The organism is Synechococcus sp. Cruz-7E5 (assembly GCF_024345995.1).
In the GTDB taxonomy this organism is placed as follows: domain Bacteria; phylum Cyanobacteriota; class Cyanobacteriia; order PCC-6307; family Cyanobiaceae; genus Regnicoccus_A.
Window position 1 is genome coordinate 13,162 of the sequence record NZ_JAGQCE010000016.1, and the last position, 25,109, is coordinate 38,270.

The window sequence follows — 25,109 nt, forward strand, 5'->3', positions numbered from 1 at the left end:
CCACAGTGGGTCGGAAGGCAGCGAGTGGTTCACGGGACGACCAGCAGCGCAACACCTCCCAGCCCATGACACCGGCCAGAGCAGTTACCAGCAGAACCTCCAGGGCCGTCAGCTGGGTGGGGTCGATCATGCGGCCGGAGAAAAGCAACGTTGACTCAGCAGTGACGCCACGATTGCGCTGCGGCGACTATGGCGTGGATAGCGCCGGGCCCATTCCACCGCATCCCACAAGCCGTCGGCGAAGCGTTCCGGCGTGAAGTCTTCAAGCCGCTCTGTGGCGGCGGCAGTGACGGCCCGGCGGGCAGGCTCCGGCAGCCGCTCCACGGCATGCAGACAGGCCGTGAGCGCGGCGGGATCGACGGGATCGAAGCTCCAGCCCGTTCTGCCCTCCTCGATCAGATCCACAGCACAACCGCAGCCGCGGCTGACGATCACCGGCAGACCAGCCGCCATCGCCTCATTCACCACGAGGCCCCACTGATCGGTATGGCTGGCCAGAACGAAAGCGGAGGCGGCCCCATAGGCAGCGGCCAACGCCGGGAGCTGAAGGAACGGCTCGATGCTCACACGGATCGGATCCGGCAGGCAAGCGACAGCCTCTCGAATCAGAGGCTCGCACGGACCAGTACCGATCAGCCGCAGTCCCCAGCGCCCGCTCTGGCGCTGGTAGTCGCCGTAGGCCGTCAGCAGACCGATGTGGTTCTTCTTGGGGACGAACCGGCTCACGCAGAGAAAGTGCGGTATCCCGGAATCCCTGGGCCGTTCTGGCGGCCGGCGGAAAGCGACGTTGTCAACCACATCCCAGGGCCGGAAGATCGCCTCTGAAGGAAAACCCAGGAGCCCCAAGTAGGCACGGCTTTCGCTGCCGGCCACCAAGGCAGCGCTGTAGCCCCGCAGCAGTCCTCGCTTGATCGCTTCCTTCCAGGGCTGGCGAGGTTCATCCCGCCAACGGCTGTCGCTGATCAGCACCAGCGGAATCCGCCGGCGCCAGGCCTGCATCACAAGCCTCTGATAGGAACGGTCAGCCCAGCCCACACTCACGATGACGGCGGGTAGGCAGCGATCGAGGAGCTCAGCAAGTTGCTGATCGAGATCAAGCGTTGGGGGATCACTTTCCGGGTCGGTGGCACCACGGAGTGAATGGAGCGTGTAGGAGCCGGATGGAAGGCTGTCCCACGGATACTCGCAACTCAGTGGCCGGGTTTCCAGCACGGTCAGTTCAAGCCGGTCGGCAAGGCACTGCAGACGAGCATGGTGATAGGGCCCGACGCGATGGAGGGCGATGAGGATCACTGACGGTCCATCAACCAATCCCGGATCAAGGCGGTGCGAGCACAATGAAAAATATCACTCCCTACACCAAAATGGCACCTTGTGTCGATCGTGCCAATCTGAAACTGGTGGGTGGCGCAAATCAGATCGAAGAGCTCGTGGGCAGGATAGGCCTCGGGATGTAGTTCAGCGGCCAGGGACTCGATGCGTGACCAATGCTCCGGAAGGAGGGAGCCCAGAATCATCAGCTCCGCGCCTTCGCAGTCAAGCTTTAGACAGCGAACCGTCTCAATCTGCTCCTGCTGGAGGAAGCTGCTGAGGGTGATGGTGTCCACATCATAAGCATCTATCACCTCAACACCGCTGGAGTGTGTGAAGGCGGGATTGATACTACTCATGCCACCGGCCAGGTTCGCACTTACCGCTAATTGGGTGGTGCCGTTGCGTTCTCCCACCGCGCAGGGATGGATCACGATTCGGTCTTGGAGGTGATTGCGGCGAACATTTTCGCGCAGTAGTTCCAGCGTGTCGCGCTGGGGCTCAAAGGCATGCACGATTGCACCCTGAGCTGCGGCGTAGATGCTGTAGAAGCCGTGATTGGCGCCGATATCGATGACAAGATCCCCAGGCCGGATCGGCACCCAGGGAATTTCGTAGAGATGGAGGTGAAAAACCTCTCCGAACATCTGGAAAGCACGCGACCTGCAGAGAAAACTGAGCCCGGTGGATCGATCGCGGACCTCGATTGGATCCGAGTCAAGCACTCCAAGCTGCCATGCCAGCGAAAGAGGATTGCCATAATTCCTGAGAGCCCGGGCGAAGCGATAAAGCCGCGCCACACCCTGATCGACGCATCGCGAAACGCTCGCAGCTGATCCACTCATCGGCTCATGCCGCCAGGCCGCATCTGCACCAGTGTCTGGTGAAGCCTAGCCTTTACCTGCCAGATCCACTGATCGATCCGCTCAGCCGTGGTGATCAAGGGCCAAGCCGGAACAACAAGGGCAAACTCATTCCAGGCCGGTCCAGCAGGTGGCGACCAGCCGTCGGACACGATGATGGGAGCGATACCGATACTCATGGCCTCGTAGAGACGAACACTGGAGGTACCAGCACCGCGTGGACACAATGCATAATTGGAGGCGGTGAGGGTATGCCAGAACAAATTTTCTTGGCTACGATCCTTAAGTTGTGACCCGTCATTCCATCGATCATAGCTGAAATCAGTTTGAGGATACAGCAGTCATGAGAAAAGTGAATCTTGAACAATCGCTTACGAAGCCTGCAGGACGCCTTGCCCATGAAGCTCAGCAGAAAACTCTTTCTGTCCGGATCAAGCACGCTAATGGCTTCTGGAGGCAGATTGGGGGAGCGATCGGCCAGGAGAGAATAAACAAAGGCTACAAATCTACCACCCCAGGATTTCCATTTTGGCAAGGAACTAAAGCTCCATGCAGAAGCACCGGAGGGTTATCCAACTCCGAGTAGATAAAGCATCGATCCGGATTCAATCGTCGGAACGAGGAGCTTCGAAGTGAGCGATAGGCATTTGCCTCAGTGATATCGAGGAACAGAACAATGTCGGCGGATTCCGGCTCCTCCACAAGCACCAGGCCTGTCTCTAGCGAATCCCTAAGCAAACGCTCGATTGCTGCACGCTGAGATCAAGAATCCTCCACGCTGATGATCGAAAGTCTGAGCTGGTTCATGGAGTGCTGCCGGCCATCCTGCCCGGCTGTAACAACGCCTCGGCCAGGCGCTCGCCATAACGGCTCCAGCGATAATCCCAGGCCCGTTCACGAGCAGCGGCCCCCAGGCGCTGCCGCAACCGGTTGTCCTCCAGGAGCTGCTGCATCCGATCCGCCAGAGCCATGGCGTCCCGGATCGGCACCAGACAACCATCGATCCCATCGCGTACAACCGAACCGCAGTGGGGCGTGGTGATCACAGGAACCCCGCATGCCATCGCCTCAAGATGCACCAATCCGAAGCTATCGGCCAGGGTGGGGAGAACGAACAGATCAGCCTGCCGAAACTCTTCGGCAACCCCACTGCGGGCAACGGTGCCGAGGTACATAGGGCCGTCGAAGAGGGGATCGGAAACATCCACCTGCTGGGGGCCCACGACCCGGCACTCAAAGGGCACACCGCGGCCCCGGAGGATGCGGCAGGCCTCGGCCAGCACATGACTTCCCTTGCGCAACCCAACCTGACCCACGAACAGAATCCGTCCTGGCTGGGGGGTGGGCGTGAGCTTGAACCAGTGTTCCGGAATCCCATAGGGAACCAAGGCCAACTTGGCGGGATCACACCCCAGCATCACCGACGAATCCCAGCAATAGGTGGAGGGCACCAACACCTGGTCGCTGAGGGACCACTTCTGACGATCGCGCTCAATGCCCGCCTCCACCTCCTCAGCGCTCTCCCCCTCAGGTTCGATCCCGGGAAATCGCCGCCGCTCCTCGAGCAAGACCCGGCCCACATCCGCCCCGATGATCAGCTCATGAACCACATGCAGGCCAAGCTCCCGGGCCTGGCGGACGGCGTCGAGGTCGTTGTTGATGAAGTTGGTGTAAAGGGCATTCGCCCCGCCGAAACGGTTGCGGCAGGCGCGCTGCACAAGCAGAGCGTCGCTGTGCTGGCTGGACCGGGCCCAGGTAAGGCTCGCCACGGGCTGATCGCGCACGAGCTCCCGAGGAAGATCTGGGGGAAGACGACGGCCGAGCAGGCGCCTTAGGGCTGGGGGCTGACGGCCCGATGGCCAGAGGCGATCCAGCAACTCCAGCGGCCGGTGGCTTCCATGGAGATCGGTGTAGAAGGCGGCCAGGGCACCTCTGCGGGCCAGCAGGGCAGGCACTGCGTAGTGCATGCGGGCCCCGGCTTGGAGCACGGCGTAACGACGTAATGGGGCCACTTCACTCAAGGCCGAACAAGCGTTGGGGCCAAGATCGCGAATGCTGTGACGTGTATGGAGTGGATGATGTCGTCCAGGCACAGGGGATAGCGAACCTCACCATCCATCTTGTAGGGAATGGAAGAGGCCATGAATGGGAGGCCACAGGCATCGGTCACACATGTCCAGGAAACAATCGAGCATCGATCGTCACTGCCAACCGCCGGCGTCGTGGCCAAGGTCGGGCGGGTGGCGATCGAGGCTGATCAGCAGGGGTTGGGCGGCCTGGGCGGCAGGAGTTGCAGCCAGCTCTGTCAGAGAGATGATTGCGCGCATTCGCGCGGCGGGATCCTCCAGGCTGGAGCAGAACTGAATCAGCCACTGTTGGCCATCGGGCATCATGGCGAGAGCATCTATCTCACGGCTCTGCTCGCTGCGCAGGTACACAAGATCCGCACCGCGGCGAAGCAACTCCATGATCACGGCTTTTTCAAGGGCGTGGCCCAGGTTGCCGCGGCCGCTGAACTCGTAGAGGGGGGAGATCAAACCGGGAACGTATGGACTGGTGCAGGCGATTGATGCAGAAGGCAACACCCGCATGGTTAAGGAGCTGCCGCACCGTGCTGTCGACATAGCTGAGCAGCAGAGGGGGAGAGCTGCGCTCATCCAGCCCCTGGGCTTCCGGGAAGGCTTCTTTGAGCAGGTAGCGCTCCAGTTGATGCTGCAGCTGGGAGCGGTCGGCACTGGTCCAGATGGAGGAGTCGCCGCTGGGTTCGAGGCCAACGTGGCGCAGGGCCTCCCAGAAGCTGAAGGGCCACACAATCGCCTCAAGCGCCAGGCCCCGCAGGCTGGTGGCGATTGCCGCTGAGATCATCGGAGCCGAACATCCGCTCACCACCACGTCGAGCGGCTCGCTGTCGATCAGCCGGCGTAAAAAGCCATCCCAGCCGGGAATCTCCTGCACTTCATCGAGTAACAGACAGGTTCGGGGCCCTCCCGGCTGGGGGCGGGGGCATGGAGAGGCGATCCTCCAGCTTCTGGCGCAGCAGCAGCTGAGGGGTTGTCGTCCAGGGCGACAAGCTTTCTTCTCAAATTGTCATCTGCAGCGGCAAGCTGGGACGGCGCTGATCTCTGCCAGGCCTAAACAAGCGGGCTTGCAGCCAAGCTGTGAGCCGCAGTTTCGGCTGGTGGGCGATCAGGTGGTGCTTCAGAAGGTGGAAGATCAGTAAGGGGCATGGCAATCAACTGCCCATCGGCACCGACCTGATGATTGCTGCCACGGCTCCGTAACCCGGACTGAAGGTGTTGAATCCCTTCAGCACAGAATCCCCTCCAGCTGCTCCACCGCCGCCTCCCATGTGAACTCCCGCCAGCGGAGAGCCAGTGCCGCGCGCCAGTTCAGATAGCCCTCATAGGGGGTGAGCCGCTTGGCGACCCAGGCCGCAACCTCGGCGGCCGAAGGATGGGGCGTAAACAGCTGGCCGCAGCCCCCATCGGCCAGGGTGGAGGGGATGCCGCCCACAGCATGGGCCAGCACAGGGATGCCTAGTCGCAGGCACTCGCGGTTGGAGATCCCGAAGGCCTCGGCGCTGGAGAAGAGGGTGCCGAAGTGCCAGCTGCGCAGCTCCTCGGCAAAACGCCGTGTCTCGGCCTGTTTGTTGATGAAACCCAGAGGCTGCAGGGCGGGATGGCGCGGAAGGGCATCCAGCTGGGGCCCGATGGCTCGGACCACCGCCGGGAGGCCCTTTGCAGCTAACGCTTCACAGACCTCCAGCAGAAAGGGTCCGCCCTTGCGCTGCCAATCCTTGCCCAGAAAGCCCAGGCGCAAAGGATGCTCCAAAGAAGGAAACGGTGGCGTCGCGACAGGGGAGTGCAACGCCAACTGGGTCTCATCGAGGTTGGCGCCGCCCGGAACAACATCCACCTTGGCCGGGTAGATGCCGTAGTCGGAGATAACCGAATCCGCAGCCCACTGGCTCATGGCGATCACAGAACCAGCGGCCTGATAAGCCTGGCGTTCGCGCTCCAGCACCTGGCGCTGGAAGGCCGGGGCGATGCGGCTGCCACTGCCGTAGTCGTCCAGCACCTGGCGGGTGGTGGCATCGATGTAGAACTCCACGCGCCAGGCTTCTGGCCATGGGCAGGGCGGCAGCAGTGGGAAGTGGCTAAGCAGCGCCAGTGGTTGATCGGGCGGCAGCTGGGCTTCGGCCAGCAGGACACGGGTGAAACTGCGGCTGTACTGAAAGCCGCCGGGCCTGCCGCAGCGCAGCCATTGGGCCAGGTTCCAGAGCCGCCGCCGCCGGCGCAGCCGCTCGGGCTGCAGGGCCAGGCCTCCGGCCAGCAGCCCGCTGCGCTGGCCGGCCTGCAGTAGGAAGTAAGGGGTGCTGCTCCAGGTGGCAAGGTCGTTGGCGTCGCCGTTGCAGAGGAGATAGCGGCTGAGCGCTGGTGACATGTCCATCAGGACACCAAGAGTTCGTACCAGCGCTTCGCGCAGTGGCGGATGTCGTACTGAGGAGCCAGGGCCAGAGCCCGCTGCGCCAACTGCTGGCGCTCAGGCTCTGAGGCCAGCAGCTGTGTCAGCCGCTGGCTCCAGGCCGGCACATCCCCCGCTGGCAGCAGCTCACCGCCAGCTCCGTCCTGCAGCACTTCGCGGCAGGCAGGCACGTCGCTGGCAAGTACGGGCAGCCCGGCAGCCATGGCTTCAATTAGAGCGATGCCAAAGCCTTCAGCGGCAGTAGTGGAGAAGGCGAACAAATCGGCCAAGCCGAGCAGTTCAGGGATGTCGGCGCGGCGGCCGAGAAACACCTGGGCTGGATCGAGACCCTGCTCCAATGCCAGCGTCTCCAGGCGGGTGCGGTCTTCTCCGTCGCCCACCAGATGCAACTGCCAGCCCGCCAGGCGGGCCACCGCAAAGGCCCGCAGCAGGGTGGCCTGGTCTTTGATCGGATCAAGCCGGGCCACCATCAGCAGGCGGCGGTCATCGCCAGGCGGACGGCGGGCCCGGACGGCGGCGGCGCGTTCCGCGATCATGGGGCTGTCACATCCATTGGGGATCACGGCGCCGAGGCACATGCCGCGGGGCAGGGGCTGCAGGGAGGTCGCGATCGCCCGGGTGCAGGGCACCACCAGCACTCCGAGGCGCTGGAACCAGCGCAGCAGCAGCTGCCAGCGCCGGAGACCCGTGGGGTCTGGAGGCGCTGTGTTCTGCACTGTCACAGCCACCCGCCGCACCCCGGCCAGGCGCGCGCCCAGAGCCAACCAGAGCATCGGCCGGTTGCAGGGGTAGATCAGCAGAGCATCGGGCCGGCGGCGGCGGCAAAGCCGATAACTGCGCCAGGCCAGCCACAGCCGATCGCAGCGGCTCCACTGGTGCAGGGCCTGGAGCTGGCCGGACTGCAGCAGTGTCTCAAAGGCTCCTGCAAGCTGCTGCTGCCTCCCGTCAACATTGAGCAGTTCGCTGTGAACCCCGGCTGGGCTGTGGGCGATGAGCTGAAGGGCCAGGGCTTCGATGCCGGCGGCATGCAGACCCTTGAGCACATGCAACACAAGCATCAAAGGCCTCCGCGAGCGCGATTCGCCATCAAGACGGTCACGTCGACCCCGCCGATGGCCTGCTCGGCATCGGTGGTGTCAAAAGGTTCCGAAGGTGGTGTGGCATCGATCGGGTATCACGACGTGATGGACATGCTGCTGAGCGATTTCAGGGGCAAGCGCGCAAATGCGGAACCATCAAAAATTGCAGCCTCCAGCCGCCGCACCCAGCGCCAGATCATTTCGTGCCTTGGCCAGCCAGCTGGTACAGCGGCTCAGGCGCAGGGCTCCCAGAGGAGAAGGATGGGAGCGACGGGAACAGCAGCAGGCTAACGAGGGAGGCTTGGCGCCCTGCCACCATCCAGGCCCAGCTCACGCCCATATGCTACGGCCATGGATTCCACAGAGAAATCTCTGAGCGCGCGTTGACGCGCCAGCCAGGCGTGCCGGGCGGCAGTCTCGGGGTCGGTGAGCACCTCGCGGATGCCCTCAGCCAGCGCCTCTGGATCCTGCGGAGGCACCAATCGACCGAGTCGGCCACCCTCGAGCACCTCATGGCAGGCGCCTACATCAGTAGCCACGATCGGTACGCCGGCCGCCATTGCTTCTGCCAGAGCGATGCCGAAGCCTTCATCGGGCCGAGCGGAGAACACGAACAGATCTGTGGCCGCAAGCAGCTGGGGGATGTCCCGGCGGCTGCCGAGCAGCTGCACGCTGCCTACCAGATCCAGCGCGGCGATCAGTGCCTCCAGATCCGGGCGAGAGGATCCCTCGCCAATCAGCCAGAGCTGCAGCGGCTGGCCCTGATCGCGCAGCAGGGCCATGGCGCGGATCAGGGTGGGCTGATCTTTGTGCTGCTCCAGCCGAGCCACCATCGACAGCTGCGGCGGTTGGTGGCGAGGCCAAGGCCGGCCGGCAGCTGAAACCGGGCAGCAAGTGGTCAGACGTTCCAGATCGCAGGCGTTGTAGACAGTGCGGGTTTCGCAAAGGCTCACCCCGAAATCGCGGCAGGTGGCGTGGCGGATGTAGTCGGAGCAGCAGAGCAGGCGGTGGGTGAATGGACGGCCCAGCTGCACCAGCAGCTTGAACTTGCGAAAGGCAGAGCCGGTCCACACCGGAGGCAGATTGCCCACATGGGCGCAGACGCGCCGCACGCCGGCACTGCGTGCGCCAATGGCGATGAATGCATGCCAGCCGAGTGGAAAGCTGAGCACGGCACTGGGCCTCAGACGTCGACAAAGCCGATAGGTGTGCCAGGCCAGGCACGGGTAGCGGCCCAGCCCGCCGCCCAGGGCGAGCCAGTGGATCGCAACCCCCAGGGCTTCAAACTCCGGCAGCAGATCCAGCGGTTGGCGTGTGAGCACCATCAGCTCCACGTGGAGGCCCTTCTGCTGCAAATAACGCGTGAGCTGCAAAGCGAGCTGGGGGCAACCTTCTGCCACCAAGGAAGATAAAACGATCAACATCCAGAAACTACGACCTCAGTTGATCCAGTGACCCAATCAAGAAACCATGGACTAGTTATGCCTTGAATGAAGTGAGGTTGGCGATACAGAGCATCAATGTGGCGACCAGCACGCGATGAAGACGCAAGCTGCCGGAGTTGATCAGAAAATGCATAGACTTTCGGAGCAAATCTGAAAAAATACTCTTCCAGGACGCTGGCACTAGGCACATGAACAGGAAACATGTCGTGGCGAAGCTGGAAATCGCCCGCAGTTACAAGCGGCCATGTCCAGGCCCTCAGCCGAACAAATAAATATGGTTCTCAGAATCATATGCGCTGGCAAGTCGGATTCTGCAATTCTATGAGAATCGTGATGCTAAAATAGAACTTACACTCAAGTGCCTACGATAAATACTTGAGAACATCACCTGAATCTGAATTACGCTCACTAAACTCAGTCATAAAGTCCAAGTTCCATTCAATGTCCAGAGCAAGCTCGGGAATAGTGGAACCTGCACAAAGTTCACGGCCGATACACAGTGCATGCCAGCCTCTAGAAGCCTCAACACACGTAGGTTGAATCTAACGAGGACACAAGTGGCGAGCGAGATCAAGCGAAGATTCGGTAGGACCAGGGGCCAGGATCCACGCCTAGAACAACAAGGAAATCAGCCTCTGCGCGGTTACGGTGAGGCAATGAACTGTTCCAGCTTAGACTAGAGCACTTTGTGGCAAACCAAGCAACGAGGAGGACCTCAGGCGAAGAATTCCATCAGCCATAAGGCTTCACTGAGAAGCTTACATACACCTCTGCACAGATCAGAATCATTCAGCACATACGAATGCCAACAACAGACATTCTGACAAATAAAACGCACTTACAACTAATCCACAGCGAACCGAACAATGGTCGCAGATCCAGAGATCAGGTAATACGTCGCTACAAGAATAATGAATTCAAAATGGACATCAGCTTAATACTATTGCCACAAGGCAAGAAATCCGTAGCACAAGCAACAACTGCGTGGACGCAAGCAAGAAACCAACAAGTCAACGTATAGCATTCGACAAACAAAGGCGGTACATTCCAAAATCCCTTAATCCGGATAGAGGCGCAATGGACTTGCAATAAATACTCGCTTAATTAATCCCCTCAGAAAAGCCTTCAATATGATTCTACCGCCACAGCGAACAATCAACCAACTTACACGAAAACTGGCAAGGTTAGAAAGCCCTCGATAAGACTGTTGCTCTTGCCCATAGAGTCGACCAAGCTTCACAACTTCGCACACAAGACGAGCACCATATGTTCTTACAAGAGCCCTATGCGCAGACTGAATTCCCCTGGAAAAGCTTTTATCAGTCGTATAGTGGCGATCAGTGGGCTGCTCAGGAAGATGGTAGAGAGCCTGAGGAGCAAGATCAATATAGATATCTTCGCTCAAACCCCAGCATCGCACATATTCCTGAAGAGACGGATCCGTCACACTGAAACGATCGTACAGCACTGATCGGGAAGTGCGCGACCAAAACAAAGCACCATTAGAGACGCCAGTATAAAAGAATGTCCGCGCACAAAGCTCCAAGCTGGAATAAACACCAGTTACAGAGAACCATGGCCCAAGAGTGGTACCATCAACAACTACATGCCCACTAGAACGCCGAGCAAAGATGCGCTGATTGCGCATCATTACAGCGCAACCAGACTCCCGAAGTGCAACTATATTCAGCTCGATAAATTGAGGCTGAATCAGGTTGTCGTCCTCCAAGCAGAAAAAGTAGGAGGCCTCATGGCACAATGGAGATGGATTAAAACATTGGTTAATATTGCCAGCAGCGCCTAGCCTGGTCCTGTTGGAAGCATAAGAGATTCTCGGATCATCCAATGAGCGAACAATACCCTTGGCCTCACAGTCAGGCGAGTCATCAAATACAATAGCTAACCAGCGTTGATGAGTTTGGCGCAAGAGTGATTGCAGTGCATCGATTAGCATCTCGGGGCGTCGGTACGTAGGGATACGCACCTCGACTAACGGCTCAATCAAGGCATTGATCATGGAACGTCATCTGCCCTGAAAAGCCATTGCATTGGATAAAGCACAACAAAATTCAGATCGCCAAAGTTCAGCGTCGTAAAATGGCAAGATGCATTACATCGATGCCGGCAGTTCTGAAACCCGAGCCCTCATGCGTAGACAGTGTTGAGCTCAGATGCCAAAGCCTCGAACTGTCGCAGTGGCGGGGCCGACGTCAACAAATGAGCCGCGTTATCTAACAAAGCACCCAAGCACGAGGACCACGCCTCAACTTCCAGCGGCAGGAGAAAGCACCCAGGCACCCCCTCCAGCAATTCCTTGATCCCACCGAGATCACTGCCAGCAACAGGCAACCCCGCCGCGAAGGCCTCCAGCACCGTGAGTGGACCCGTTTCGAGCCAGGTGGAGGGCACCACCGCCAGGTCGTAGCCCTGCAGCAGCGGCAACAGCTGATCCTTGAGCCGGTTGCCCATCAGCCTGAAGCGATGGTCGCCGGTGATGCGCTCCAGCAGCTCCTGGCCGTAGTCACTCTCCCAGTAAGGGCCATAGAAATCCAGCTGGATCGGGGCATTGGCAGGCAGCCGGCGGATCGCTTCGATCACCAGGTGCAAACCCTTCACCGGATGGCAGCGGCCCCAGTAAACTAGGCGGAGCACGCCGTCATGCATCGGCATGCGCTGTCGCGGCGGCAACGGCAGCGGGCCGGCCGTGCGGATCAGATGGACCTTTTCATCAGGGATGCCCTGGCGCACGAGCACATCGCGGCTCCACGCCGCCAACACATGGATGGCATCGGCCAGGTGGGCCAGCTCCAGCCAGGCCTGCTGGAAGGCAGCGGTGAGCTGACGAGCTGTGAGCACATGGGCCAGCGAACCTGAGGCTTCCCCATCCAGCGGCCATCCCTTTTGCAGTGCCACGGCCGCAGCCAGCCAACGGGGCAGACCGCCGTTGTGCAGACGGCAGCGGGTACAGCGCCGCTCCCGCAGCACCCCATCACAGATGGCACCGCTGGCATCGATCAGGTTGCCTTTGATGCAACTGAAGCCCGGGGCATGCACTGTGACCACCAACCGCGCACCAGCTGCCTTGACGGCGCGGGCATGGCTGAGACCACAACGATCGCTGAAAGAATGCAGATGAACTACATCAGGACGGAACGTGTTCAGCAGCTCGGTGAAACCAGGAATGGATGACGCGGTGGATGCCACCTGCTGCTGCCTGCTGCCTGGAACAATCGCTGGGAGCAGGCGCTGCTCGGGGGCCATCGCTGCATGGGGCGCATGATCACCGGCTGGCAGTGACGCCTCATGGGCCGTCCACAGAATGCTTGGGGTGGGGTTGAGCTGCTGCTGAGCTTCGATCAGCTGGTGAATGAAGATCTCGGTGCCGCCGGTGACGCGGGGATAAAGGTCGTTGCTGACATGGAGAAGGCGCATGCCTGTATTATCAAAGTCGATAATGCGCATAAGCTTCAGCCACCGAGCAATACTTCAGCTCCAAATGCCAAGGCCAGTATGCACAAGCCTTTATATCGGAAGTACCAAAACAACCTCGGGAGATCATTGCGTTCAGCAGCGCGGAGATCTCCGGATTGAAGCGAGTACAGGACAATCGTTTCAGCAGGCGCTGAACAGGCGACAGCTTCTCCTGCGAAGCTATAACATCCAGACGCTCATACTCAGAGTTGCGCCAAGGACTGGACGAAGTGAGCTGTTGACCATGCCAGCGCATGGCCGAAAAAACACAGGTGGTAAGCAGTGGCGGCTCGATTTTCCAGGCAACTCTATGCAGAATCGTATCAAAGATGCAACCAAGGTTAGCAGGCACTAAGCATGCTGCCTGCTGAAAAAGATCAAGGCGAAAGAACGTGGCATCTTGCGGTAGAAAGGGCATTCCAAAAGCCAAGCCAGCTGGACTTTGAAGCCAAGGGCAAATGGATCGGAGAGGCCGTCCATCCCGATCAACGTCCAGCCGAGCACCACTGATCCATCGGACCTCGGGGCAGGCGTGGATCAGCTCGGCAAGTGCCGACAGGGAGCCGGGCAATAGAAAGTCGTCAGAATTGAGCCAGTTGAACCACCCATCTTCTGCACTGCTGGCAACCTCCTGAACAACTGACCAGGGCCCTCGATCGGGAGCCGAACTCCAACCCGCAAGGTGGCGTTCATAGCGAGACAGAACAGCCAGCGTGGCATCCGTACTACCCCCATCACGAACAATGAGACGTAGGTGGGGATATTGCTGAGAGAGAACGGAGTCCAGAGCCTGCTCGATGAACTCTCCCTGATTGAGCGTAGGAATAACTATTGTAAAAAGAGGAAAATCGGTCATCTCACACTTCAGTTTGGGATACGGCCCACTCCATACCTCTATTCACCACACAAGCCAGGGGAATGCCAGCCAGAGTGACACCCGGCTCAAGAAATTGCTCATTCACAACGGAGGACGCCGCCATCACTGCCCCCCAGGAACACAAAATCCTTCTCGATTACCCATAGCTTCAGCGACCCTCAGTGCCCGCTCCAGCGGGTTGCTCATTTCATATGTTAACCGTCTAATCAACGCCTCAACGGTTGTTTCTTCCTTTTTCTGTTGAGCTGGCTGTTCTCCTGGTCCCCGATCGCCCCCATCTGCTGGCCCACTACCTGTTCGGCATGGGCGACCCGCCACTCTGGCCGGTTCCCGCACTCCGTTCCCTTGATCAGAACGGTCTGGTTGCTGCGAGCCTAGGGGCACCAGCGCTCGAACTCCTCGTTCATGAATGCGGTGTCGATGTCCACGTCGATGCCGCGCAGAGGCATCGGTATCAGCTTCTGCAGCTCCTGCAACGCTGAGCTCACCAGCAGGCCATCACGGCTGGGCAGCGGCGCACATTCGCTCCAGCCGCTGGCCACATCGGTGAGCACCGGCGTCCACAGGAACGGGTCCTCCATGCGCCCACCGCAGTGGGCCACCAAATCCATCTCTTAGACGTCAGCCGGCTGCGAAGCAGTACCAGCCGGGCTTGACGCCCTTCCAGCCATTGAATGGGCGCACCGTGGTGCGCCTGCGCACTCCGGTGACGATGCGGGAACGACGGCGGCGATGCTGGCCGACCCGGGCCAGTGCCAGCAGCCGATCGATCGTGGCCGCAGCCGCTGGAGAACTGGTCTCAGAATTATTTCCGGCAGCTTGTGCAGCGCATTCAGATTGTCTGATGAACTGTGCTTCCCCGGGCATCCTCAACCCGCCCAGATGTCAGCCAACTCCAGCCGCAGCCCGGGGAATTCGAGGGCGGCTTCCAGCATGCAGGTCTGCTCGATCCGCTGGGGGTCACCGTGGGCTGGCCACACCTCCACGGCCTGTTCCGCAGGCATCAGCAACCAACCGACGCGGGCTCCATTGGATTGGTAGAGAGCCATCTTGCGGCGAAGAGCGGACACACCCCGTGGTCCTTCGTCGCTGAGGCTGGCAAGCTCCACCACCAGGTCCGGGCAAAGGGGCGGAAAGCTCCGCCGCTCGTGAGCGTTGAGGGCCTCCCAGCGCTGCAAACCAACCAACGCGCCATCAGGGCTGAGGACAGACCCGTCAGGCAAGCGAAACCCCGTGGAGCTGTCGAACACCTTCCATCCGCTGTGGCTCCTGGCGAAGAGCTTGAGCTGCAGAAGCAATTCGGCATTCCGGGAGCCTGCTTCACCACCTGTAGGCGTCATCTTGATCAGCTGGCCACCGGCTGAGAGTTCCAGCACAGCTTCACTGTTTTCGGCACACACCTGTTCGAACTGCTCGGGCGTGAGCCGCAGATCACTGGGGAACCGCAGCGGCGCCAAGGCATCAAATGAGACGGGGATAGCTGGGCTGGTGGTGATGGTCATCGCCGCATGCCAAAGCTGTTATCACTTTAGCGACGCTGACCCACGTGGCTTCAGCGCCGGTAATGGGGTCATCAACGATGTCGGCCAGGCCGCCGGTGGGAATGGCCACCACGAGTGCACAGCGGCACCCAGTTTCTGGAGTGAGCGGCGAATGGCTAGAACACAGCTGCGAAGGGGGGCTGAGTAGCCCAGGAGCTCCAGCAGAAAACCCCTCGCGCACGACGGTACTTTCCAGCAACGGCGCCAAGGCGACGCACGCAGCGCAGAGAGGCAACCCGCACCTGGCCCAGTAGGAGCTGAGCTACCCAGAAACCACATCAGCGGATCCAGCCAGCGCAGAGGATCGGGCAGCCCATAGGTCCCTTCTGGGCAGAGCCTCCATCGAAGCAGCTAATCCTCAGGAGGGGGGATCAGCACCGGCATCAGCTTCCGGCAGAAGAATGGTCATGCCGAAAGGGCAACGCAGCGACAGCTCAAAGACGGTTTCCAGACGGACGACCCAGCTGTTGATGGCAATCGAGAGCCTGTTCAGTGCGGCCGGTGCTGAGCTCCAGTTGCCTCAAGGCCGCTTCCAGTGCTTCATGCTCAGCCTGCGCATCATCGGGCAGGGACGAATAGGCGGCTCCAGCCGCAGACCAGGGAATTCTGCGCCGGCCTCCTGGACCTCAAGCTTTTCCAGGTGCTGTGGCTCAACGCGGGCATAAAAGACCTCCACAGCCTGCTCATGGGGCAGCAGCAACCAGCCCAGGATGGCACCGCGTCGGCCGATACGTTGCCATCCTGTGGCGCAGGGCGGCCCCCCTTCACTGGGGCTGGCCAGCTCCACCACCTGCTCGGGGCAGACGGGCGCGAAGCCAAGACGCTGCATGGGGGTAAGTGACTCCCAGCGCTCTAGCTGCACCATGGAAGCATCGGGGCTGAGCACGGAGCCATCGGGCAGGCGGAAGCCGGATGAGCTGTCAAACACCATCCATGCGCCATGCTGATCGGCCCACAGCAGCAGGGCGCATGACCAGGCGGGATTTGCGGGCTCCTGTCTCGCTGCCGGTGGGGGACATCTGGATCAGCTGGCCATCGGCCGCCAGCTCCAGCACCGCCGCCTCACAGTTTTCGGCGCACACAAGGGCAAACTGCTCGGGCGTGAGCCGCAGTTCAGCCGGCAGGCGCAGCGGCGCAAGGGCATCCATCGGGGCTGTGGATGCTGCAATCACTGGGCCGGCAGCGAGCGTCATGGCTGTACTTGACCTGAATGAGAAACGATAGTCATGCCGGTCGTGGACGACTTCGTTGCCATCGCCTGTCCGTAAACCTCCGCGTACATCCCGGCCACCCGCGCCGGATTCCAGATCCGCTCGGCCCGTGCTCGGGCAGCCACAGCGAGCTGGCGGCGACGATGGGGATCCTCAAGCACCCAGCGGATGGCGCCGGCAAGGGAATCGGGATTAAAACATTCCGCCAGAACACCAGTTACCCGGTCATCCACGATGTCGGGCAACCCACCGGTGCGGAAGGCAACCACGGGCGTGCCACAGGCGTGGGCTTCCAGGGCGGTGTTGGGCAGGTTGTCCTGGCGAGAGGGAATCACGAACACATCAGCGGCGGCATAGACCAGGCGCAGGCTGAGGTCGTCATGGAGACGTCCAACGTAGTGAATGGAGAAGCCCAGAGCAGGCGGCGACTGCGGACTGCTCTGGCCGAACACCACCAGCTGAAGAGCAGCCATTGGCGTACCGGCCATCTGTGCGTGCAATCGCTCCAGAGCCTCCAGCAGCAGATCAGCCCCCTTGCGGGGATCGGCGGTGCCGCCGATAGCACCGAACAGCACAAGGGGCGGCTCAAGAGGAAGGCCCAGCAGGATCCGGGCCTGAATCTGGTCAACCGGCGCCCAGGTCTTCAGATCGATGGGATTGGGGATCACCGTGATCGGCCAGCTGCCCATCAGTGCACTGCGACGGGCACAGTCCGCCAGCCAGGTGCTGGGGCACACGATCTGCATCGGCCGGCGCCAGGCGCGGTGCTTGCGTAGCCAGGTGTTGCGGTTGAGGTCGGGCCCGGATTCATGGGGTGGGCGGCTTACGGGCGTGTAGCCGAGCGCGAAACGATCCTCGCGGCGAGCGGTTTCGCCAGGCCCAGGCGGATTGGTGTAGTGCTCTGCTCCACAGAAGGCCCACTGGTCGTGGAGGGTCCAGACCAGGGGCTGGAGCAGGCAACCGATTTCCTCGATCGAGAGAGTGGCATCGCCCAGCCAGTGGAGATGGAGCAGATTCACTCCCTGGCGGCGCCAGGTCTGGAGCTCCCGACCCAGGCCAGTGTCGGGCCAGGCAATTGAGTGCAGGGTGGGGTTGCCCGTCTGGAAACTGCTGCGCGCGATTCTGTTGAGTCGGGGTTGCAAACGGCGCCAGAGGCGAGCTTGAGAAGCTGGCAACCCTCCGATCACTGTTGGATCATCGCTGAGCTGGGTGATAGCGCGGAGCCTGGAGCGGATTCCATCGGAGCCTCCAAACTCAACAAGGCAGCGGTGAATGCGGTAGGCGGCACGTGCGGCGCCCCCACCGATATCGGAGGCGTTAACATGAAGAACGGTCAAAGGAACAAAGCAAGCCGTTTGGCCGCCTTTCGGGGGTAATCATGCGGATCGAGGATCGACACGCTCATCCGATGCTGCCCAGGGCTGAGATGGTGTTGGCGCAACTGCCACCATGGGATCAGTGACTTGGATCTCCACTCCAAGGTGCGCAGTCGCGGCCAATTTGGGATCTTTATCTGACTGTATCGATAGCGGGTGGTGTGGCTCCCATCACATCCGCCAAGACTCTCCAAGCCAAGTTCAACGCAGAAGCGATCGAGATTATAGCGCAGGTGAAAGGTGGGGGGTATGTGGCACTGGATCATTGGGTAGACGCAATTGGCGATCAACAGGTGTCCGCCGGGCCGCACTGCCTCCACCATCCGGCTAGCAAGGCGAGGATGTCAGGAACGTGTCCAACACATCGATGCTCACCAATGGGGCGTAGTGCTGGAAAAGGATCTGGGGCGAAAACCGAATGTTGGCATAGGGTCGGCAGCTCTCAACGTCGTGGCGGGTTGGATAGGGGTCGCAGATCTGAACCTCAGCTCATGACAGGATGGACGGACGCCACCAGACGCCAAAGTGTGCCAAATCCACCGCTGAAGTCCACCACCCTGTCAGGCGAAAGTGCCGCCATGGCCGCAGTGATCCGCAGTGATCGTGCGCCGATGTCCATCGAAACATTGTGCTGCTAGATGAACATACCGATGAGCAGCCAGATCGGATGGTTGGAGAAGCGGGCGTACCGCCGCTCATCGGGCCGGCGGTCATCGCATCCTCACTCCTGCCAGGCCTGATCCATCAGCAGCCAGATCTGCTCAAGGCTGGGGTATGGGCCCACAGCGCTCAGCATCTGATCAATGGTCATCCGTTCTGAGGCAGTGAGGCTGTAAAGACTGGGATCAATTATTGCTGGGAGCGGAGCAGCTGGCGTCCGTGAAAGCGCAGCCGAGCCTTGATTCGTGGCACAAGTTCGCGGCTTCGGCGCATGGAGGCCCCGCCGAAGTGATGGTCGAAGGTGTAGCGATCGGCGGCGGCATCGCGAAGCACAAACGAGGGGTGTACCAGCTCGCCCAGCCCTTCAGCAATAGCCGTGGGGTCTCGCTCGACGGTAGTATGGGTGGCGTCGGCGCCGAAGCCGACGTTGCTCACCAGATTGCGGTTAGGAAGGGAAGTGAGACCGCCGTTGCGGAGACAGGTGAGGGTCCATTGGTAGTCCCAGGTATCCGGCACACCCTCGCTGCAGAGGTGCTCCCAGATATCGCGCCAGAACTGCCGCTCAAGCGGATCCTCGAAGATTGTCTCCAACAGCCCTGAGTCCCGCAGGGCCGGCCAACGCTGTAGGTCGACGTCATAGTGCTGCCAGCAACGGCGCCAGCTGGCCCAACCCCAGATCAAGGGGATGCGACCGAAGTAGTAACTGCCATCGCCACGCCACTGGCCATCCTGGAAGTTGTTGCCGCTGATGCACCAGATCCGCTGATCGTCGCGGTAGCGCTCGAGGAGCTCGGCGCAATAGGGGAAGAAGTCGGGATGGGGAACGCAGTCGTCCTCCAGGATGATGCCCTCCTCCACATGCTCGAAGAACCAACTGATGGCACGGTTGACGCCCACCCGGCAGCCCTGGTTCATCTCGCTATAGAGCATCTTCACTTCGCAGGGCCAATCGATCGAACCAACGATCAAGTCACGGGTGGCGGACACCTTCTGCGCTTCCTCAGGCCGATCTGGATTCGGTCCATCGCATGCCACGAAAAGGCATGACGGCGCTGCCTCTCGGATAGCGTCGATCACCATCCGGGTGGTATTAGGGCGTCGCCAAGCGATTAGGAGAACTGGGGTTGGGAAGCCAGCCATGGATGAATTCACTCGAATGCAGCGCTAGAAAGATTCTTCAAACAATTCGTATCGCGAAGCGGAGCAACAATTCCTTGGCCGGCAGGAGTTGTGAGAATAGACAAGCCAAGATCTCGAAAAAACATAGTATGTTGATCAAAAGCTTCGTCAAATCCACGATTGGCGAAGTCATCAAGAAGGATCACAGATCCCTGCTGCATTCTCGGCATCAAGAAGCGCATGCAGTCAATCTCTAATCGCCAGTTGTTAAGATCAACGTGCAGAAAGCTGATCTTGTCAGGTGCGCCAGAGGGCAGCGTTTGGCGGACATCGCCAACATGAAAGCAAACATTTGAATAACGAGAAAACGCCTGCATGACATCATTCGGGGTAGAAGCATAATACTTGGATAGATCAAGCAGTCCTTCGCCAGAAAAGTCAGGCTTACGAAAAAGATCGAAAAGGTGAATTAATCTAGGATCACCGGTTTGCTGAAAATAGCTAGCAGCAGCAGCCATCATGAATCCTTTGCCCGTACCCAGCTCAACCAAATCTCCATCGAGATGCTCAGTGGCATTCAGACACCAAAGGAGTTGGTGAACCCTCCAAGGAATTCGGTAGTCAGAACCAGCCGCAGTTATCGAAGATTGATAACATTGTTGGAAAGTTAAATCATCAAACCAACACTTGAGGTGGGGTGTATCAAAGCAATCCGGGGGAAGCTCTGCAGAATGATCAACAGACGATAACCCAGCCCGAGTGAGTAGACGGTCTAAGATGGCATGAAGCCTGATGGCAAGCTTAGACTGATGCCTCACTGATTGAGACTTGAAGTATGAAGTTGAGTTCACGTTGATCTGCGAGGATTTAATAGAGTGATAAATGCAAAGAAGATGCGCAATGCTCGCGCTCGAAGCCGCCTGGAGGAATCAACTATCTGACAGGCAGCCAATAAAGACAAAAGTTGGACATAGGACAAATCAGGATCAAAGCCTAGGGAAAGAGCAGCACGAAAACCAACCAAATTCCTGGCATGAACCAAATAAGCATATCGGATCTTAAAATACTCAACCCACAAGCGTAAAGCCTTGTCGGACAATACGGAGGCACGAAGAGCCAAATTCAAAACAACATCCTGAGCCTTAAGATAGTCCGCCAATAGTCTCATATCTTGAGCAAACCTACTGCCCCCCCAAGATTGCCAATAAACAGAATTTAGGACAGTATGATGAAACCACGGCCGATCAACAACCAAACATGGCGAGCTGATCAAAGCAGCTCCAAAGTTGATCACAGGGAAAAAGGCATTATCCGAAAAAATCTTCCAGGCAGAAAAGTCGCAATTGGAGCTAATAATCATGCCTGTAAGAATGAAACCATTCCTGCAGTACCTTAGGGCACTCAATGCTCCCGATGGGATAACTGAAGGATACTCGGGAAATGGCGCGCACTCAACACAATGCAACTCACCGGACTCCAGATAGCTATACCTTGGCGTGAACAGGAGAGGGCATTCGATCACGCTTGCTGCACCAACTACATTCAGCAGAGGAACCAGAGATCCTTCCTCCAAATAATCATCATCAGTAAGAACGGCCCAATACTGTGCGCGAGTCTTCTCGGCCATATCAAGAATATTTTTTGACATTCCCATATTGCTAGCATTTCTGGTAATTGTTACAACAACAGAAGATGGCGACTGGAGCTCTGACAACAATTCCTGATAATAGCTATCACTAATATTCAATGAGCAGTCGTCTTGGATCCAAACCCCAATCGAGCCAACGGGAAGTCCGTTTGCCTGCTTGATAATGGAGCGGGCAGCTGTCGCTGCACCGTCCTTTCTCATGTAAGCAGGAATCAGGAATTCGATCAGCATGCAAGGTGGTGCAACCATTCCTTGTGAAGGCTTGCCAGGTGTTCGGTTACTGCGCGGCAGGACAGAAATGCCCGTCATGCGCTTAGCAGACAATACCCAAGAAAAGTCACTCAGCAATCAGGAGACTGTCGAACGGATCGCTGAGACGTTGCGGCAGGCCGGCCGTGTCAGCGGAGCGCAAAGGAGTGATGAAGTAAATTGGCAATGCACACCAAATGAAGAATCTCCATCAGCTAGCTGCTGGTCAAGCTCGGGGCGGTGGTGATCATCATTGCGCACCCACCACAGAAGCAGGTGGGTGTCTAGCAAACACGAATGCGAACCTGCCCTCACGTTCAGCAGACAAACCATGACCTAATCGAGGGCGTGTTGAAACGCTCTATCCATCTGTATACAGTCCGATTGCGACTAACCCTTCCGCCAATTCGCCGCTAGAGGGCACTCGGCACCAAGCGCACCATCGGCTTACCTAGTAGGGCAATCCACACTTTGTCACCATTGAAGTCGACCCAAGTCAGCCACGAGAGCTTGGACGTGGCTAGATAGAGATTGGTTTGGCGCAAGGGGCCCGTTCATAGAGCAACTCAGAACACATGCGCAAAGCGTGTCTACAGGTGCCAAAACCAGAAAATATGAGAAACTCCCCACCCCAGCCGCCACCTGATTCAGCCTGAGTTAATGATATAGTTAACCCGTCCGGACATTCAACACATCCAAGCCGCTGCTGAACCAGAGGCTCTCAATCAGCACGGTGTCGACACCCTCAGCCTGACCTCGTCTACGGCCAGCGGTCCTTCACAAAGGCTGTCCAACATTGAACTTCGTGCCGTACAGCAGTGAAACTCCAGAATGGAGAGGACCCTCTAAGGCTAAATTCTGCTATGAACCATAGCTCGAATGGCATAGTCGTGTCAATTTACACGGTCAGATCCGTCTGAACGCCGCGAGATTGATCATCAAGTCCGAGTTTGTTTCTGATACTTACAGAACCCATTCATGAAGGCTCGGCGATTTGAGTCCTACCTTCAGCAGCCGCGCCTCCCCACCAAACCGACCGAGCGTCAGCCCCGTGCCGCCAGCTCATAGAACGTCTACCTTCCTACCGGGGTCTACCACTTGATCGTGGCCGGCAACGGTCACATGCACCGGCTGCATTCCTACATCCTCGATCTCAACGCCCACACTTGTCGAAGCAACAACAATGCCGTGGGAATCTCTGCGCCTGCATGGGCGGCAGCCCCGATCCCTGGACAATCCTGGGCACCGAGGTTCAGTCGGGGCCATGTGCCTGGAGGTGTCGGAGCTGGCCAGCAGCTTGCAGTGGCGGCAGATCTGCTCAGCCTCAGCGAGCATCAGCTCCGGAGCGATCACAAGCGAAGCTGCGTCCAGGGGTTAGGGGTTCTCTGTACACCTGAACCTCAGGGTGGGCGGAATGATCCAGGGATTCACTGGGTGGGGCAGTCGCAGTGGCGGGCGGCGCGCAGATCGCTGATCACACGCTCGATGATCAACCGCACCTGCTCCTGCATGCTGCTGTGATTGCGTGCAGCCACTTGTCGCAAGCCTTCGTAGTTGTCTTCAGGAATTCCCCGCAAGCTGAGTGATCGCAGGATGGTACCTTCACCGGCGATATCACAGTGATACCGCCCCCGGGGTCTGCTGGATGCTTACGGTGATCTGAACCATGCCTCAAGCCGGCAGGGAGGTCAAGGACGAGTTCTGAGCCTCCTTGTCATGGCTGGCCTGCAGTTGCCAAAGGTGGGCATAAAGACCGTCCCTTTCAAGCAGCTCGCCATGGCGGCCGCGTTCCACGATCCGCCCCTGATCCAGCACGCAGATCTGATCGGCAGTCACGATCGTGCTCAGCCGGTGGGCGATCACCAGCACCGTGCACTGCCGCTCGAACCGCTCGATCGCCTGCTGCACCAGCCGCTCGCTCTGGCTGTCGAGGGCGCTGGTGGCCTCATCAAGGATCAGCATTTCCGGCTGGCGCAGAATCGCCCGGGCCAGCGAGAGGCGCTGCCGCTGCCCGCCACTGAGCCGGTAGCCCCGTTCACCCACGAGGGTGGCATAGCCATCCGGCAAGGCCTCGATGAAGCCGGACGCCTGGGCCTTCGCTGCCGCCGCCTCGATCGCCGCCGGTCTGGCCCCTGGGCAACCGAAGGCGATATTGGCGGCTAGCGAGGCGTTGAACAGGAACGTGTCCTGGCTCACCACCCCCAGCCGCTGTTGCCAGCTGGCCAGATCCAGTTCCGCCAGATCGGTGCCATCGATCAGGATCCTGCCGTTGGTGGGTGCATAAAGCCCCACCAGCAGATCAGCGATCGAACTCTTGCCCGCGCCGCTCGCCCCCACCAGAGCCACGGTTTGGCCCTTCGGAATCGTCAGCTCGATTTCCGTCAAGGCGGGGTCCAGGTCCGGGCTGTAGCGCAGTCCCACCGCTTCGAAGCGAATGTCACGCTGCAGCCCGTGAAACGGAACTCCGCCTCGTCGGCGGAAGTCTTTGTCGTCGGGGCTGAGGATCTCGTTTAGCCGATCGATGTCGGCAGAGTTGATGGTGAGCGTGTTGAAGATGCCCGCAATGCCTCCAAGCCTCACGTTGAACCGCTGCAACGCCAGCACGAACGTCACCAGGCTGGGCAGAACCCCAGTGCTGCGGCTGCCAAACGCCAGCAGGCTCACCGCACCGATCACGGCGATCGCCGCGATCGGCAGAAAGCCTGAGAGCGGCCCCACCACCTGCTCCAGACGGTTCTGGCGCCGCAGCACGATTTCAAGCTCGCCCATGCGCGCCCGCAACGCCTGATCAGCCGCATCCAGCTGGCCGCTGCTGTGCAACAGCCGCAACCCCTGGATGTCTTCGGTGACCCGGCTTGAGATCTCCACTCCGATCTGGGTGAGACGCACCGAACCCCGCCTGATGCGAGGCAGCAACACGCGCTGAACCAGCGCCAAGGCCACCGCCAGGCCGATCGCCACCAGCACCAGCCAGGGCGAAAGGCTCACCAGCACCGCCGCGTAGACGCCGATCAACAGAACCTGAATCAACAGCTGACCCGACTGCTGGATCTGTCGTTGCACCGCCTCTGGTCCAGTGCTCGTGTGCTGGAGCAGGTCCCCCACCCGATAGCGGCTGGCGCACGCATAGCTGAAGCCGAGAATCTGGCTGTGGATCAGAGCGGTGATCGAGCTGCGGCAGCGGGCCGAGAAATCCCCCAGGCTCACGGCGCTCCCATAGCTCATCAGCCCCTGGGTGGCCTGCATCAGCACCGCCACCGCCAGGAGCAGCAGAAACAGGGGCGTAAGTGGCAGCCCACCCATCAGTTCCACAAGCGGCGGAAAGCGGCTGGTTAGCGGGTTGCTGGCCCAGTTCACCGCGGTGGGCTTTGAGAGCAGTTCCACCGCCAGAAAGATCACCGCCAGCGTGACCCCCTCAGTGAGCGCTCCCCCCAGGCTGGTGGCCAGATTGAAGGCCAGCAGCTTCCACTGTTGCCGTGCCGTGGCGCGGATCAACCGAGATGCGGGCCGCGGATCGAGGAAGGCCCCCACCAGGGGGCGCGTCAGACGGCGTACCAGCCGTGGGACCAGGCGGTGGCTCAAGGAGGGCTGAAGGTGCAATAGGAATTCATTGTGGGTAGGAATTCAGTGTGGGGTTGATCAGCCCTGCAAGATCTCGATGATGTCCAGCCATAAGTCATGGCAAGAGGATGGCGCCATCGAGTCGGTGGCTGTCGCCAGGATGATCGGGTCTGGCACCTTCAGGCCATGACGTTGCCGCAGCAGCACTTCGAA

The 25,109-nt window shown here is 59.7% G+C and carries 23 protein-coding genes; all 23 read right to left on the bottom strand.

The genetic code is table 11. The features are described 5' to 3' along the window. Window positions 1–126 precede the first annotated feature (126 nt). The 23 genes from KBY77_RS14135 to KBY77_RS14235 all read right to left on the bottom strand — a co-directional run bounded on the left by KBY77_RS14135 (window position 127) and on the right by KBY77_RS14235 (window position 24,917). Window positions 127–1,293, bottom strand: coding sequence for a glycosyltransferase family 4 protein (locus tag KBY77_RS14135; protein WP_255105786.1), 1,167 nt, complete (start codon window positions 1,291–1,293; stop codon window positions 127–129). Next, a complete protein-coding gene (locus KBY77_RS14140) occupies window positions 1,290–2,156 on the bottom strand; it encodes an FkbM family methyltransferase (RefSeq protein WP_255105787.1) in 867 nt (288 codons plus the stop codon). The genes KBY77_RS14135 and KBY77_RS14140 overlap by 4 nt, the downstream gene beginning before the upstream one ends. After that, the gene (locus KBY77_RS16815) at window positions 2,153–2,515 is read right to left on the bottom strand and encodes an exostosin family protein (RefSeq protein ID WP_399212960.1); all 363 of its coding nucleotides are present in this window, start codon (window positions 2,513–2,515) and stop codon (window positions 2,153–2,155) included. The genes KBY77_RS14140 and KBY77_RS16815 overlap by 4 nt, the downstream gene beginning before the upstream one ends. 462 nt (window positions 2,516–2,977) lie before the next feature. After that, a complete protein-coding gene (locus tag KBY77_RS16665; protein ID WP_255105789.1) occupies window positions 2,978–4,186 on the bottom strand; it encodes a glycosyltransferase family 4 protein in 1,209 nt (402 codons plus the stop codon). 189 nt (window positions 4,187–4,375) lie between these two features. Next, window positions 4,376–4,711, bottom strand: a complete 336-nt coding sequence (locus KBY77_RS14150) for a DUF4143 domain-containing protein (RefSeq protein WP_255105792.1) — start codon at window positions 4,709–4,711, stop codon at window positions 4,376–4,378. Beyond that, complete coding sequence (locus tag KBY77_RS14155; protein WP_315856493.1) at window positions 4,656–5,192, bottom strand: AAA family ATPase; 537 nt, start codon at window positions 5,190–5,192, stop codon at window positions 4,656–4,658. Before KBY77_RS14155 ends, KBY77_RS14150 begins: the two co-directional genes overlap by 56 nt. Before the next feature lie 288 nt (window positions 5,193–5,480). Then, window positions 5,481–6,617 (bottom strand): glycosyltransferase family 4 protein, encoded by a 1,137-nt coding sequence (locus KBY77_RS14160; protein ID WP_255105794.1) that lies wholly within the window; start codon window positions 6,615–6,617, stop codon window positions 5,481–5,483. Between the two features lie 5 nt (window positions 6,618–6,622). Further along, window positions 6,623–7,717: a glycosyltransferase gene (locus KBY77_RS14165; RefSeq protein ID WP_255105796.1), complete on the bottom strand. Its 1,095-nt coding sequence runs from the start codon at window positions 7,715–7,717 to the stop codon at window positions 6,623–6,625. A 308-nt stretch (window positions 7,718–8,025) separates the two neighbouring features. Next, on the bottom strand, window positions 8,026–9,162 hold the full coding sequence (locus KBY77_RS14170; RefSeq protein ID WP_255105798.1) for a glycosyltransferase: 1,137 nt from the start codon (window positions 9,160–9,162) through the stop codon (window positions 8,026–8,028). A 1,078-nt stretch (window positions 9,163–10,240) separates the two neighbouring features. Next, a complete protein-coding gene (locus KBY77_RS14175; protein ID WP_255105799.1) occupies window positions 10,241–11,200 on the bottom strand; it encodes a glycosyltransferase family 2 protein in 960 nt (319 codons plus the stop codon). A gap of 128 nt (window positions 11,201–11,328) precedes the next feature. Next, a complete protein-coding gene (locus tag KBY77_RS14180) occupies window positions 11,329–12,615 on the bottom strand; it encodes a glycosyltransferase (RefSeq protein ID WP_255105801.1) in 1,287 nt (428 codons plus the stop codon). 10 nt (window positions 12,616–12,625) lie between these two features. Beyond that, window positions 12,626–13,510: a glycosyltransferase gene (locus KBY77_RS14185; protein ID WP_255105803.1), complete on the bottom strand. Its 885-nt coding sequence runs from the start codon at window positions 13,508–13,510 to the stop codon at window positions 12,626–12,628. 395 nt (window positions 13,511–13,905) lie between these two features. After that, window positions 13,906–14,142 carry a hypothetical protein gene (locus KBY77_RS14190; protein ID WP_255105805.1) on the bottom strand — a complete coding sequence of 79 codons (237 nt, stop codon included), beginning with the start codon at window positions 14,140–14,142 and terminating at the stop codon, window positions 13,906–13,908. Window positions 14,143–14,152: 10 nt separating this feature from the next. Further along, a complete protein-coding gene (locus KBY77_RS14195) occupies window positions 14,153–14,398 on the bottom strand; it encodes a hypothetical protein (RefSeq protein WP_255105807.1) in 246 nt (81 codons plus the stop codon). Between the two features lie 2 nt (window positions 14,399–14,400). Further along, window positions 14,401–15,033 (bottom strand): Uma2 family endonuclease, encoded by a 633-nt coding sequence (locus KBY77_RS14200; RefSeq protein WP_255105810.1) that lies wholly within the window; start codon window positions 15,031–15,033, stop codon window positions 14,401–14,403. A 559-nt stretch (window positions 15,034–15,592) separates the two neighbouring features. Beyond that, window positions 15,593–16,003 carry a Uma2 family endonuclease gene (locus KBY77_RS14205; RefSeq protein WP_255105812.1) on the bottom strand — a complete coding sequence of 137 codons (411 nt, stop codon included), beginning with the start codon at window positions 16,001–16,003 and terminating at the stop codon, window positions 15,593–15,595. After that, window positions 15,993–16,265: a Uma2 family endonuclease gene (locus tag KBY77_RS14210; protein ID WP_255105814.1), complete on the bottom strand. Its 273-nt coding sequence runs from the start codon at window positions 16,263–16,265 to the stop codon at window positions 15,993–15,995. Before KBY77_RS14210 ends, KBY77_RS14205 begins: the two co-directional genes overlap by 11 nt. Beyond that, window positions 16,262–17,425: a glycosyltransferase gene (locus KBY77_RS14215; protein ID WP_399212947.1), complete on the bottom strand. Its 1,164-nt coding sequence runs from the start codon at window positions 17,423–17,425 to the stop codon at window positions 16,262–16,264. Before KBY77_RS14215 ends, KBY77_RS14210 begins: the two co-directional genes overlap by 4 nt. Window positions 17,426–18,508: 1,083 nt before the next feature. Beyond that, a complete protein-coding gene (locus tag KBY77_RS14220; RefSeq protein WP_255105818.1) occupies window positions 18,509–19,306 on the bottom strand; it encodes a glycosyltransferase family 2 protein in 798 nt (265 codons plus the stop codon). 161 nt (window positions 19,307–19,467) lie between these two features. After that, the gene (locus KBY77_RS14225; protein WP_315856492.1) at window positions 19,468–20,289 is read right to left on the bottom strand and encodes a class I SAM-dependent methyltransferase; all 822 of its coding nucleotides are present in this window, start codon (window positions 20,287–20,289) and stop codon (window positions 19,468–19,470) included. Then, window positions 20,286–21,395 carry a glycosyltransferase family 2 protein gene (locus KBY77_RS14230; RefSeq protein WP_255105820.1) on the bottom strand — a complete coding sequence of 370 codons (1,110 nt, stop codon included), beginning with the start codon at window positions 21,393–21,395 and terminating at the stop codon, window positions 20,286–20,288. The genes KBY77_RS14225 and KBY77_RS14230 overlap by 4 nt, the downstream gene beginning before the upstream one ends. A 1,367-nt stretch (window positions 21,396–22,762) precedes the next feature. After that, window positions 22,763–22,912: a FitA-like ribbon-helix-helix domain-containing protein gene (locus KBY77_RS16820; RefSeq protein ID WP_399212950.1), complete on the bottom strand. Its 150-nt coding sequence runs from the start codon at window positions 22,910–22,912 to the stop codon at window positions 22,763–22,765. A gap of 94 nt (window positions 22,913–23,006) precedes the next feature. Then, window positions 23,007–24,917 carry an ABC transporter ATP-binding protein gene (locus tag KBY77_RS14235; RefSeq protein WP_255105822.1) on the bottom strand — a complete coding sequence of 637 codons (1,911 nt, stop codon included), beginning with the start codon at window positions 24,915–24,917 and terminating at the stop codon, window positions 23,007–23,009. Window positions 24,918–25,109: the final 192 nt, after the last annotated feature.

What these genes read in the sequence shown, in the direction of transcription:
- KBY77_RS14205 (WP_255105812.1), bottom strand. Translation starts at nt 16,003, where the DNA reads ATGGTGTTTGACAGCTCATCCGGCTTCCGCCTGCCCGATGGCTCCGTG.
- KBY77_RS14165 (WP_255105796.1), bottom strand. Translation starts at nt 7,717, where the DNA reads ATGCTTGTGTTGCATGTGCTCAAGGGTCTGCATGCCGCCGGCATCGAA.
- KBY77_RS14170 (WP_255105798.1), bottom strand. Translation starts at nt 9,162, where the DNA reads ATGTTGATCGTTTTATCTTCCTTGGTGGCAGAAGGTTGCCCCCAGCTC.
- KBY77_RS14180 (WP_255105801.1), bottom strand. Translation starts at nt 12,615, where the DNA reads ATGCGCCTTCTCCATGTCAGCAACGACCTTTATCCCCGCGTCACCGGC.
- KBY77_RS14140 (WP_255105787.1), bottom strand. Translation starts at nt 2,156, where the DNA reads ATGAGTGGATCAGCTGCGAGCGTTTCGCGATGCGTCGATCAGGGTGTG.
- KBY77_RS14190 (WP_255105805.1), bottom strand. Translation starts at nt 14,142, where the DNA reads ATGGATTTGGTGGCCCACTGCGGTGGGCGCATGGAGGACCCGTTCCTG.
- KBY77_RS14185 (WP_255105803.1), bottom strand. Translation starts at nt 13,510, where the DNA reads ATGACCGATTTTCCTCTTTTTACAATAGTTATTCCTACGCTCAATCAG.
- KBY77_RS14160 (WP_255105794.1), bottom strand. Translation starts at nt 6,617, where the DNA reads ATGTCACCAGCGCTCAGCCGCTATCTCCTCTGCAACGGCGACGCCAAC.
- KBY77_RS14175 (WP_255105799.1), bottom strand. Translation starts at nt 11,200, where the DNA reads ATGATCAATGCCTTGATTGAGCCGTTAGTCGAGGTGCGTATCCCTACG.
- KBY77_RS14195 (WP_255105807.1), bottom strand. Translation starts at nt 14,398, where the DNA reads ATGCCCGGGGAAGCACAGTTCATCAGACAATCTGAATGCGCTGCACAA.
- KBY77_RS14210 (WP_255105814.1), bottom strand. Translation starts at nt 16,265, where the DNA reads ATGACGCTCGCTGCCGGCCCAGTGATTGCAGCATCCACAGCCCCGATG.
- KBY77_RS14200 (WP_255105810.1), bottom strand. Translation starts at nt 15,033, where the DNA reads ATGACCATCACCACCAGCCCAGCTATCCCCGTCTCATTTGATGCCTTG.
- KBY77_RS14230 (WP_255105820.1), bottom strand. Translation starts at nt 21,395, where the DNA reads ATGACGGGCATTTCTGTCCTGCCGCGCAGTAACCGAACACCTGGCAAG.